Genomic DNA, 12,284 nt, shown 5'->3' with positions numbered 1-12,284 from the left:
TCTAACCAAAATAGCCAAATAGCCAAGGGCCACATCCAGGATGTGGCCCTTGGCTTTTAGCGGCAGGTTTAGTCGACGGCCAGGTACTTGTGCAACTGCACCGAGAGGCGCCAGTTGCGCTCCAGGCAGACTTTCAGGGCCAGTGCCGTGGCGCGAGGTTGCTGACTGATAGGTTGCAGGGCGATGATCTTCCCCTTGCCCTGATGACAGCGCGCCAGTAGCCCATCCAGTTGTGCAATATGTTTTTCCATGGCCACGGGATGCTTGATCTCGTTGGCTCGGGTCAACGCACTGTCCAGTACCTCATATCCGCCCTTCATCTCCAACTTTGGGGAAAGGGTGACCCAGCAGCTGGAATCAGCCTGGATCTCATGGGTGCCACTGGTTTCAATCTGGATCTGGTAGCCTTGCTCCAGCAGGGCGCGGGTCAGTTCGCGCAGATCATAGAGACAGGGCTCACCGCCGGTCAGCACTATATGGCGGGCCTGGTAGCCCAACTGACGAAATGCTTTGAGCATGGCCTCGGCCGTCATGGGGGCCCAGCAGGAGGAGGCATTGGAGCGATCCAGCACTTGTGCGGCAGGAACTTGCTGCTGTGGATCGACCACCCAGGTATGCCGGGTGTCGCACCAAGGGCAGCCCACAGGACAGCCTTGCAGACGAATGAAGATGGCGGGTACGCCGGTAAAGAATCCCTCACCCTGTATGCTTTGAAAGATCTCATTGACCGGATAGGTGAGAGGAGTGTGTGCCATGATGTCATCCAGTGTTAGCTTGGGGGCGGGGCCAGGTTACGGGGCGGCAAGGTTAGCAAAAGCCGGGACGAGGGAAAAGCAGCAATTCGAGCGCTTAGCGACCCGAGACCAGGATAGTGCCTTTGCCCGACCGTTTAACCTGATAAAGCGCCTGATCGGCCAGCCGTAGCAACTCCGCATCATCCCGAGGATTTGTAAGTTGGCGTGAGTCAGCTACCCCCACGGAGCAGCCCAGCCAAGCCGATTCAGGCAGTGTCGTCGTTCGTCCCAGCAGACAGGACAATGCCTGCTGATAGCCCCGCTCGCCCTTGAGCGTCTCGATAACCCTGGCCAGAGCCACTATCGCGGCGTTGACCGTGGTATGGGGAAATATCAGGACGAATTCATCGCCCCCCCAGCGGCAGGCGATATCAAACTGGCGAAGTTGAGTTCGGAGCAACTCGGCAAACCAGCACAGCACATGATCTCCGGCGCCATGACCGAAGGTATCGTTGTAATATTTGAAGTTATCCAGATCGATAAAGGCCAGGGCCAAGGTGGTATTACTATCGCCATAGCGCATTTGCCGCTCCAACTCGGTCAGCAAGGTGTGCTGCAAAGAGTGGCGATTGCACAATCCGGTGAGCACATCCGTATTACTCATGGTGATCAACTGGTCGCGCTGGCGTAAGTTGATCAGCTGACTACTCAGTTGGTTACCGATGAACTGCAGTATCTCCTTGTCCCCCTTGGCAATCGGAGGGCTATCGGCGTAGGTCAGCAGTAGCATGGCGCCCATCTGCTGGCCGGTATCCCACAATTGAATGACAAGAATGGAGGAGTAGGGATGGGTTGGGTGCTTAGGCGCTGCGTCACCGTAATAGAGGGTGGGGTGGTTGTGCTGAGTCTGCAGCCACGCTATGAGTCGCGAACTCTCTATGGAACGCTCTTCGGCCTGGTTGTATTGGGCCAATTCATGGCTGGCCGCTCCCGAACCCAGGAGTACCAGGCCCGCTTGCGTATTAAAGTGGGCACAAATCAATCTAAGGGTCTCTTCAGCCAGCTGCGTCGCCAGGTGTTGTTCGTGTGCCAACTGCTGCAGCGTGGCCAACAGCCGCATCTCTCGGACTTGTGACCAGAGTTGATTCACCCGCTGCTCTTGCTGAACCTGGTAGATCAGTTGATTCAACTCCAGCTCTGGCAAGCTAAAGTGTGGCAACGAGAGTCTGGTCGGGAGCTGTTGCCAGGCCTGGACAATTTTTTGCTCGGCAACCTGGAAGCCATGATGACGGCACAAATGAACGGCTTGTCGCAGGTGTTCATAAGCGCCTTTACCGTCGTGCTGTTGCTGATAGATACGGATGGCGGCTTCATGCAGCAACAATTGCTGCTGGACGCTGGCATCCTGAACCTGCTGACAGGCTGCGCTGGCCTGTTGCAACAGAGCCAAGGCCCGTGCATGGTTGTTTTGATGGCTCTCAATCAGGGATTTCAGCAGGGGGCGCATGAACTGCCCCTCACCAGAAAGCAAAATCTCCAGATTGTTACTGCGCTCCAGATCCTGCTCGGCTCGACTCCACTCGCTCTGGTGGATGTGGATCATGCCTTGTAATAGCAGCACATCATGGATATTGCGGAAAGGGAAATGGGTGGAGCCGCGGATGCGCAACATATCGCGCAGGCTCTTTAGCACCAGGCTGGCATGCTCAAACTCCTGCACCTGGACATAGAGCCAACCCAGGTTATAGAGGCTGATGGTGACTTCGGAAAAGTCATGGAGCTGCAGGACTATATTCAAGGCACTCAGATAGTAGCGATGCGCTTCAACAAACTCCTCCTGTTGGCACAGGAAAAAACCTATCCCATTGCGAATGCGGGCCAGCTCCCGCGGTACCCCCTGTTTTTCCCGCAAACGTTCACTGATCCGGAAACAGCGGAGTGCCGTGGTGTATTTATGGAGTTGATTGAAAACGACGGCGCGACTATGGAAGGTCGCCGCCAGATCCACCGTATGACCATATTGGCGCGCCAGTGCCACAGCCTGGCGGCAGGCAAGCAGCACAGCGGCATGATCCAGCTCGGGCTCGAAAGGCAGTTGGGCAAACAGATTGCGCAGAAGGTAAATCTGCCCGGCGATGAGCTGATGTTGCTCCAGCAGAGTGCGCAGATTCTGTAATTTTTTCAGGCGGAAATGGGTATTGGCCTTATCGCATGCGATGAAGTGTACCAGCAGGGCGAGGGTATACTCCTTGTCGTTGGCCTCCTGGCGGCTCAACTTGACCGCTAACTGGGCGCAGTGCTGGGCGGAGTCAAAATCGGAACGAAAGATGTGGGCCATGGCCAACTCCCGGTATCCGAGACTCAGCTGCACCGTATGCGCTGTGTTTTGAAACAGCGCTATGATTTTATCAAAAGTGGCGACGGCTTCGTCGTGTTCACCCACCAGTAGCAGAGCCTTACCCAGGCACACCAGCAGGCGGGCATACAGGGGTGAGGGCGCCTCTGTTTCCGTGGGCAACTGGATGATGGCCGAGCGAGCCAGCGCTATGGCTTCGGTGAAACAGAGCATATTGAGGAGTTGCTCGGCACGTGAACTCTTGGCCAACGGGCACTGATTGGGCTCTATCTCGAGTCTGGGCCAGTGAGGAGCCTTGGCCGCCACTCCGGTCAGGGGTTGCGGAAAGATGATGGCGCTGTCTTCAGCAAACTCCAGCCAGGCTTCCCATTCGGATTGCCTATGTTCCTCTTCATGCTGATGATCCGGGTTCAGCCCCAATACCAGTAAAAAATGGCCAGGCCGGGATGCGCTCAGCAATTGCCGCAGTACATTCAGGCTGGATGACCCCGCAAATTGTACGCCGCTGATGAGAATGACACGGGGGGCCTCCTGGGTTAACGCATCCAGCAGATCCAGTATGAGGCCAACCATTTTCTTGACCTGAAAATCCAGGTCGTCGGGCAGGGGAAACTCATCCCTATGGGTTTGGGTACCGCGAAAGTAGTATTCAAACAAATCCTGTTCAATGCCACACTGGGATAGTCTGGCTCGCACATGGGGCCAGTTGGCTTCTTGCTGCAGCAATAGTTGCCGCAAAATGGGAAGGAGTGGGGAGTAGGGCTCGCTGTGATCGGCCTCGCTCATTTGCCAGCAGACAGGTGAAATCTGGCGCTCACGACAGAAACGTTCCAGTGTCTCCCTGAACAAGGCGTCAGAGTGCGAGGGGATGAGCAGACAATCCGCACTGGATGAGCTGCGGTGCCATCGCTTTTCCAGCCAAGAGTCAAAATGGGGGGGAGTGGTCTGCATTCTGGATTATCAACGCCTCAGCTTCCGCTTCGCCAATCCCTATCCTATAGAGTAACTAGATGTTTTTAAAAGGAAATGGCTCACACCCCTGGTAATGAAAAACAAAAAATATCGCTAACAGTGAGCTAGATCGAATTCCCCAGCCCAGAACCGTTGTCGCTACCCTAGCTGATTAACTGTATGTATAATCAGTTGTTTTCGACTGTGTCCAACTCTCGTAACCAGAGAACCGTACGCATTGTTTATCAAGCTCTGATGTCTATCGAGAGCAGGAACAGGGATGACCCCTGCAGGAATTATTGATGTCGCTCGAGTCGATGCCACCCGTCATGCCACTCTTTGATGCCATTCATCTGTTAGAAGATGGAAATCATCAAGTTAATCAGCACATTACTAACATAACACTCAATGTTGTTCCTGATGCGGCACTGGTCTACGAATATGCCGTTGCTTGGTTGTCTGAGCAGCGACATAGGGAAAATAACTACAAGAGCTATCGCAGCGAATTAACCACATTTTTGCACTGGTGCTTCGATGTAGAGCAGGTCTCGCTGGCGGCGGTCAGTCGGCGGGTCTTGGTCCGATATTTTGACTATTGCCAGCATCCCCCTTCAGAGCTGATCGCTTACCACAATGTGGCGCAATTTCGGAACGAAAAGGCGGGCGGTGAGCGCATGGCCAACCCGGCCTGGCGACCATTTTTAGGTAAAAAACAGCTAGGGGAGATACAGCCCTATCAGTTGAACGACAATTCACTACAGACCAAGCTGGCGATCCTTTCGGCGTTTTATCACTACCTGATTGCCGAAGAGTATACCGAGCGTAATCCGGCGATCATGTTGATGAAAGCGGGCCACGCTACTCCTGTGATCCAACAAGCGGGGGATTGGGATGAGGTCATGGCGTCATTCAGTGAGCTGCAATGGTCTTATGTTATGACGACCGTTGAGAAATTAGCCGATACCGATCCGGAGCAGCATGAGCGGTCGCTGTTTTTACTCAGCCTGATGTATGGCTGCTATCTGCGCATTTCCGAAGTCGCGGCCAGGCCTGGCTTTTCCCCTGTCATGGGGCAATTTCGGCGCGATCAAAAGAGTGGGGTCTGGGGATTTCACATTCCACTGAGCAAAGGGGGGAAGCGGCGAACGGTGGCGGTCTCAGATCAATTGCTGGCGGCACTGGAGCGTTATCGCGGCCACCTTGGTCTGAGCCGGTTACCCAGTTCAGGAGAAAACAACCCGCTGTTTATTCGGCATCGACCGGCTGGTCGGGGTCGTCAGAGTGGGCTGCTTAATGCCAATCTGGGGATTCGTCAGTTACGTGAGATGATCTACGGGTTATTCGAGCTGGCGGCGGATGCCGCGTTGGCCGATGGTTTCGATCTGGATGCCCAGGAGATGCGGAACATGACTCCCCATAGCATTCGTCACACCGGCATTAGCCATGACATCAACCTCAATGGCCGCCCGTTATCCCATGTTCAGGCGGATGCCGGCCATGACAGTATCGACACCACCTCTCAGTATCTGCATACCAGCCGGGTAGAGCGCCATGAGTCGGCGGCCCGCAAACCGCTGGATCGACTCAAGGGGGTGGGGTAACCCCTGACACGGCTGTTGTTGGTGATATCTACTGCGCCCAATAAGCCAAGGGGAGGCGACTGCCTCCCGCTATGGGGATAGACTCTGTGCTCACTGTGGGGGAGTGAGCGCTGGCGGATGACAGCTCGAAACGGTTTTACCTAGATGCATTGGGATTCTCGCTACACTTGGATTAGGGATTTCTCGAAAGGTTGCGTGTTGCAGTAAGGAGAGAAGATGACCTTCTTCATTAGTTGTCCGGCCTGTCATCTGGAGGCTATTGATCCTCGATACAGCCCGAGTGCTTGTCCGCGTTGTGGGAAGACATTCCAAATCGTTGGTTATTGCCCGACCTGTCACTCAGAGCTGGAAAAATTACAGTGCTGTGCCATCAATTTTTTCTGTAACCACTGCAATTCACTGATGTCCAAGCGGCAAGTCGAGTTCAGGCTTACCCAGGTTTCAGGCGATACCGAAGGTTCGGGGACGGCATCATAGGGTTCTTCGTAAGCCTGTCGGTTTTTATCAACCAAGCCACAATACGCCATCGATCCAGAAGCCATACAAGAGCCCGGCCAGCGTGCTGAACAGGGCGACCCAGGCGACATAGGTCCAGGTCTTGAGATGGCCTATGATGGCAGCTGTGATGAGGATGCTCTGCAAGCTGAGCTCGGGATCGGCCATCAGGTAGGCCAGCAGCGGGCCACGATGCATGCCCAGGCTCAGGAACATCTGGGCGATCGGCACTTCGACCAACGTCGGAAAATACATAAATACGCCAAAAGCGACACCAGCCAGATTACCTGACAGCGTATTGTTACCGGCAACCGCTTCGATCCACTCAGGCTTGATCAGCTCCCGCAGGATCCCCACCAGAAATACCCCGATGATCAGCAGCGGGAATATCTGTTTGACGAATTTCCAGGATTCCCAGAGGAAGTTGCATTGCTGCTCTTCTGGGAGATGGTATTTGAGCAGCCAGGCCAGGAGGATAAATGCCGTGAAAACCCCGAGCGCACGACCATTGATCAACAGCTCCACGCTGTGAGCATTGGGTTGAATCCCCACCGCCGCCATCACTAACGTGAGGCCAAGTAGCAGCAGGGAGCCGGTGGTCCAGCGATTCCAGCCTTCAAAGATGTTCTCAATCCCCCGCCATGAGGCCAGACCAACCAGCCCGAGTAGCAGTATGAGTAACGCCCCTTGGGCTGATAGCCCTTCTGTGCCCCGGCGCGGATCAAAGGGTATCAGTTGCGCAAGCTGGCTCTGTAACTGATCGACGCCGCCCCAGGGGATAGTCACACTCCAATAGGTGGTCGTGAGCAAGGCCACTTTCAAGGTACCGCAAAGCAGCAGAGTGATGAGCAGCAGCAAAAAGGCCAATGCGGCGGGCTGCATACGGCCTTCACCGGCAAAGAGCAGATCGGTTTGTTCGTCATGGGCCTGGTCGTCGCGCCAGAATATCGCGGCCATCAAGATGCCAATGCTGATCCCGAAGAGCAGGGATAACACCAGTCGGGCTATGGCTAGATCTGGGCCCAGGATGCCTCCGGTATAGATCAGTGCCAACACATTGGCTGCCGGAGCAAAGAATAGAAATGTGATGGCCGGTCCTAAGCCAGCCCCCTTCTTATAGATACCGGCAAATAGCGGCACTATGGTGCAAGAGCAGACGGCGAGCACTGACCCAGCCAGCGCGGCGGCGGGATAGGAGATGTAGCGTGGGCGATTACGCCCCAGGAATCGGGTGATCACCGGCTTGGGGATCAGGGCGGTCATGGCTCCGGCAATATAAAATGCCGGTAACAGGCACAACAACACATGAGCTGCCAGGTAGGAGGCCAGGTTCCCCACACCGCTTGATAGCAGATGGGGTATTGCGACAATCCACTCCATAGATCCTCCGTCTAAGCCGTCATAGCTGTTGGGCTGCGGCCAGCAAACCGGCCTTGATGATCAATTCCGGGGGGATGGCCTCGTAACTCTGGTGGTTGCATTCCAAGGTGCGGCACTGAGCATCCCCACAGACCGAACAACAAAGGCTCGAGCCGGTGCTGGCACCTAGCCACTCCTCGAGCGGTTTGTCGGCGATCCAGATCCGGTTGGAGGCTCCCGGATCCTGGTTAAACTGCTCCAGGGTCAGGGCCTGACGGTGCAACACCACCTGCATCTGTAGCGGTGCCACTACCTGTTGCAGGGTCTCGAGCGCCTGTTGTAAGGCAAGTTCGGTCGCGGCACAGCGATCACAGGTCTGCCCCTGCAAGCTGAGTAGTCGTTGCCAGAGAATCACTAGGGTTTGCATAACGCCTCCTAAAGCGATGCTCAGGCCGTCAACCACTGTTCAATTTTGTCACGCGAGGGGATGCCACCGGAGTGCACCACCTGGCCATCCACCACCACGCCGGGCGTGGAGAGAATGCCGAAACTCATGATCTCGCGGATCTCCTCAACCTTCTCCAGCTCGATGGCAATACCCTTTTCCACCGCCACAGCGGTAATCAATTTGGCAACGGTTTTACAATTGGCACAGCCCGGACCCAATACTTTAATGTTTTTCATCATGTCACCTCTGGTTTAAGAATAGCGGCTATCACACTGCATTGAAGATATAGCCCACCAACAGGATGCCGCTGGATAGCACGGCCACAAAAGTGGCAATCCATCCTGGTCTGAGTATGTTGCGCAGAATGACCATTTCGGGAAGAGAGAGGGCAATTACCGCCATCACAAAAGTCCCAACTCAAACTCGGTGGGAATGAATGGAGGGGAGGGTACTTGTGTTGAGCTACGATCGACTATGGATGGCATGCTAAGAATTGTTTTTCTGTGTAAGCTTTTGGTATACACAAATGGAACAAGCGAGTGGGTGCCATTTAAGCACCTTTGCTAGCGCTACAGCGCTGGCCTGTAACTCATAGTTTGTCTATGCGTCCAAGTGTTGGAGGCTGCTAGTTAGTCATTTATACCCAGGGCGGGAGCACACTTTGTTTTTGGATGTTTTCCACTCAAAAATGGCAAGCTATTTCATAACTCATGGGCAAAACTCATTTAATGCCGATAATGCAATTTATCGGCATTCTGCCTGCTGTCCAGGCGGTGGTGTGAGTTGACCCGATCCGACAGAAGTTAACACAGTGAGGATTGACTAGGGGATGCTTTCAATTGCGCGGTGTTCTCAGTCGTTTTGCCAGCCATGACGACTGACACAGGTAAACCTTTCCTAGTTTACGCCCGACAGCCGGAACGCTTCGAACGAACTGACAACGATTTTGAGACCGTCACCTGAGGCATCACGCTAGCGTCGGTAAAGAGCGCGCATAGCATGACGTTCAAGCTGGTGCGCAAGCTCAACGTCTTCGGTGTGAGGTCGTGGCCGGAAGAATTCGACCATTGCACACCAGCCAATCTCTGGTAATGGCGACTTTTATGCCTCGATAACGGCATCTCTGTTACGAAAGAAGAGGCTCTGACGGCAGAACACTGATTGCTGGAAGTCTCACTACTGATTTTAAAACCACATTCATTAGATGTTACTAAATTAGCCGCCAAGCCTTTCCACAGCAGGGTTTGGCGATGAAAACGATCATGAGATCAGATCTCAGTCTCAACTTGAAATGACAAAAGCCCCGGTGTTTACATGCATCCGATTATGCAATTTAACATAATATACATTATGCGAAATTACCTCTTATATCTTGAATATGGTAGTATCCTTGATACTCAGCTCCAGGCTTGTAATATTTACACCAGATAAACGCCGTATTCTTTCTACCGAGTGCCACTATGGCGTTTCGAACACTGTTACCACATGGCATGTGCGTATCTAGACATCACACGGGTTTATTATGACAAACAGTCTCCTAGCTATTCTTGCGTTAATTGCCGCGAGCTCCTTTTTTTCAGTTTCTGAAATTTCTCTGGCGGCATCTCGCCGACTCAAGCTACAGCAGCTAGCTGATGATGGTTTGTTGCCTGCAAAGAAAATCATGCAGTTACAAGAGCAACCTGGCCACTTCTTTACCGTGGTACAAATTGGCCTCAACGCCGTGGCCATTTTGGGTGGTATTGTCGGTGAGTCGGCTCTGACGCCATACTTCACCTCGTTGCTCAGTAACTGGCTGGAGCCTAAGTTGGTGGAAACCATCAGCTTTGTCTGCTCCTTCGTTATCGTGACCTCGCTCTTCATACTGTTTGCGGATCTTATCCCGAAGCGTCTGGCCATGATGGCGCCTGAGCGCATGGCCATGATTATTGTCCGGCCCATGTCGTTCTGCTTGATACTGTTCAAACCACTGGTCTGGTTGTTCAATGGTGCGGCTAATTTAGTGTTCCGTTTATTCAATGTCCCGACGCAATACAAGGAAGTGCTCACCTCAGATGATGTGTATGCCATGGTCAGTGCCGGTGCCCAGGCCGGGCTACTGCGCAAGCAGGAACATCAGCTCATCGAAAACGTATTTGAGTTGGATACCAAGACGGTACCATCGGCCATGACGGCGCGTGACAGCATCATTTACTTCGATCGCCGCGATGGTGAAGACGTAATAAAGCAGAAGATAGCGCTCAATCCCCATTCCAAGTTTCTAGTCTGCGCGGATGCTATTGATAATGTCATCGGTTTTGTGGATACCAAAGACATACTGCTGCGAATCATCCAGCAGCAGCCAGTTGCCCTGAATAATGAAGCGCTGGTCAAGGCACCCTTGATGATCCCCGACTCGCTCACCCTTTCTGAGACGCTGGATAGTTTCAATGCCAATCGCCAGGACTTTGCCATCGTTTTGAATGAATATGCACTTGTAGTTGGTATTATCACGCTCAATGATGTGATGAATACGTTGATGGGTGATCTGGTTACACAACACAATATTGAAGAGCAGATAGTACGCCGGGATGAGTTCTCCTGGCTTATCGATGGCGCGGCTCCCATCGATGATGTCATGCGGGCGTTGGAAATTGATGCGTTCCCTGATGTGGAAAATTACGAGACCATTGCTGGTTTCATGATGTATGTGTTGCGCAAAATTCCCAAACGGACGGACTCGGTTAATTTTGCGGGTTTCAAGTTCGAGGTGGTGGATATTGATAACTACAAGATCGATCAGTTATTAGTGACGCGCATCCAGATCATCACCCCGGATAACGAGTTGGCATAAAGGCAGTAGATCGCCCTCTCCCATTAGGATTGATGAATAATTATGCTTGATTTGTTGCAACATTGGCGTCGTGATTTTCACCGTTTCCCGGAAACCGCCTGGACAGAGTACCGCACCACTAGCCTTATCGCGGCCGAGCTGGCCAAAGAGGGTTATCAGATCCTGCTGGGTGATCAGATCTTCTCGGCATCGGCGGTTATGGGGCGGCAAATCGATGAGGTTGCAGAAAAACAGCGGGCGATGAGCCAAGGGGCAGACCCTCACTGGCTAGAGGCTCAACGTCTTACCGGCCTGATTGCCCTGCTGGATACAGGCCGCCCAGGCCCCTGTGTGGCGCTGCGTGTTGATCTGGATGCTGTGCATCTGCAAGAGTCAGAGAGTGAACAGCATTTTCCCCAGCAAGCCAACTTTGCATCGCAAAATAGTCACGCCATGCATGCCTGTGGTCATGACGGTCATGCCGCCATTGCTCTGGTCTTAGGTAAGCAGTTAATTCGTCATAAAGAGCAGCTCTGTGGCCGGATCAAACTCATCTTTCAGCCAGCTGAAGAGGGGTGCCGTGGTGGCAAGGCGCTGGCCCAGGGTGGACAGTTAGATGATGTCGATCTCTTCTATGCCATACACTTGGGCATTCATGCCCAAAGTGGTGAGTTGGTGGTCTGTCCCGAAGCGTTTCTCAGCTCTACCAAATTTGATGTGGAGTTTATCGGTCGAGCGGCCCATGCCGGACTGGAGCCCAATGCAGGAGCGAATGCCCTCGCCGCCGCTTGCCAGGCGGTGAATCAGATGCTGGCCATTCCCCCCCATAGAGATGGCATGACCCGGATCAACATAGGCCAGCTTAATGCAGGGGCTGAGCGTAATGTGATCCCGGCCTTTGCCCTGTTGAAGGGCGAGAGTCGTGGCGCCACGCCTCAACTTAATGACTATGTATTTTCGGCGGTGCAACGCATAGTGCAGGCGGCTGGTCTGGCCTATGACGTGGATTACCATATTCGTCGCCAGGGCGAAGCTATCTCCATCAATAACACCCCTGCCCTCGTTCATGCCGTTACCCTGACGGCTGACCGCCTTGGTTTCAACGTTGTTCACTCGCGGCCCTTTGGCGCCAGTGATGATGCGGGTTTCATGGTCGAGCGTGTGCAAAAACGCGGTGGTCAAGCCGCCTATCTGGTACTGGGGGCCGATCTGGCTGCTGGACACCATACTGACCGCTTTGATTTTGATGAACGGGTGATGGAGCGGGCCGTGGCGCTGCTAGAGGCGCTCTTTATCGAGGCGCTAACGCCGGCTGAGTTGACGGCAGAGCCCACTACCGCGGAGTGAGCTCTGCTCGGTCAACGGCAAGATACACAGACGTTGCCCACCCCGCTCAGTCGCCTAGGTAGCCGCTATCGCTCATAATTATGCGCCATCTCCCGCTTACTCCCGCTCCTGACTGCTTTACTTACGGGTATGGGCGGTCATTTAAACACTCCGCGACCGTAACCCCATCTTAACTCGGTAA

Annotated in this window: 10 protein-coding genes; 4 read left to right on the top strand and 6 right to left on the bottom strand. The window is 53.8% G+C overall.

Features of this window, described 5'->3' with window-relative positions:
• Positions 1-68: 68 nt before the first annotated feature.
• Both queE and ACZYTD_RS07855 read right to left on the bottom strand, forming a co-directional pair.
• Positions 69-755, bottom strand: a complete 687-nt coding sequence (gene queE, locus ACZYTD_RS07860; RefSeq protein ID WP_463891004.1) for a 7-carboxy-7-deazaguanine synthase QueE — start codon at positions 753-755, stop codon at positions 69-71.
• 94 nt (positions 756-849) lie between these two features.
• Positions 850-4,041 (bottom strand): diguanylate cyclase, encoded by a 3,192-nt coding sequence (locus tag ACZYTD_RS07855; RefSeq protein WP_463891002.1) that lies wholly within the window; start codon positions 4,039-4,041, stop codon positions 850-852.
• A gap of 302 nt (positions 4,042-4,343) precedes the next feature.
• Between ACZYTD_RS07855 and ACZYTD_RS07850 the strand changes: the two genes are divergently transcribed.
• Both ACZYTD_RS07850 and ACZYTD_RS07845 read left to right on the top strand, forming a co-directional pair.
• Positions 4,344-5,642, top strand: a complete 1,299-nt coding sequence (locus ACZYTD_RS07850; RefSeq protein ID WP_463890999.1) for a tyrosine-type recombinase/integrase — start codon at positions 4,344-4,346, stop codon at positions 5,640-5,642.
• A 216-nt stretch (positions 5,643-5,858) separates the two neighbouring features.
• The gene (locus ACZYTD_RS07845) at positions 5,859-6,119 is read left to right on the top strand and encodes a zinc ribbon domain-containing protein (protein ID WP_463890997.1); all 261 of its coding nucleotides are present in this window, start codon (positions 5,859-5,861) and stop codon (positions 6,117-6,119) included.
• 27 nt (positions 6,120-6,146) lie between these two features.
• Here ACZYTD_RS07845 and ACZYTD_RS07840 read toward each other — a convergent pair whose 3' ends face one another.
• From ACZYTD_RS07840 to ACZYTD_RS07825, 4 genes are read right to left on the bottom strand one after another with little or no spacing between them, the layout of a single operon-like run.
• Positions 6,147-7,517, bottom strand: coding sequence for a permease (locus tag ACZYTD_RS07840; RefSeq protein WP_463890994.1), 1,371 nt, complete (start codon positions 7,515-7,517; stop codon positions 6,147-6,149).
• 19 nt (positions 7,518-7,536) lie between these two features.
• Positions 7,537-7,923, bottom strand: a complete 387-nt coding sequence (locus ACZYTD_RS07835; RefSeq protein ID WP_463890991.1) for a DUF2703 domain-containing protein — start codon at positions 7,921-7,923, stop codon at positions 7,537-7,539.
• Positions 7,924-7,943: 20 nt separating this feature from the next.
• Positions 7,944-8,180: a thioredoxin family protein gene (locus ACZYTD_RS07830; RefSeq protein WP_463890989.1), complete on the bottom strand. Its 237-nt coding sequence runs from the start codon at positions 8,178-8,180 to the stop codon at positions 7,944-7,946.
• Between the two features lie 31 nt (positions 8,181-8,211).
• On the bottom strand, positions 8,212-8,346 hold the full coding sequence (locus ACZYTD_RS07825; protein ID WP_463890988.1) for a hypothetical protein: 135 nt from the start codon (positions 8,344-8,346) through the stop codon (positions 8,212-8,214).
• Positions 8,347-9,466: 1,120 nt separating this feature from the next.
• Between ACZYTD_RS07825 and paeA the strand changes: the two genes are divergently transcribed.
• Both paeA and ACZYTD_RS07815 read left to right on the top strand, forming a co-directional pair.
• Positions 9,467-10,777 (top strand): polyamine export protein PaeA, encoded by a 1,311-nt coding sequence (gene paeA / locus ACZYTD_RS07820; protein WP_463890986.1) that lies wholly within the window; start codon positions 9,467-9,469, stop codon positions 10,775-10,777.
• A 42-nt stretch (positions 10,778-10,819) separates the two neighbouring features.
• Positions 10,820-12,103 carry an amidohydrolase gene (locus ACZYTD_RS07815; RefSeq protein ID WP_463890984.1) on the top strand — a complete coding sequence of 428 codons (1,284 nt, stop codon included), beginning with the start codon at positions 10,820-10,822 and terminating at the stop codon, positions 12,101-12,103.
• Positions 12,104-12,284 lie beyond the last annotated feature (181 nt).

Source organism: Pseudaeromonas sp. HNCC25DJ180 (assembly GCF_055413345.1).
The sequence above is the reverse complement of the archived record's forward strand: the minus strand, read 5'-3'. Positions and strand labels throughout refer to the sequence as shown.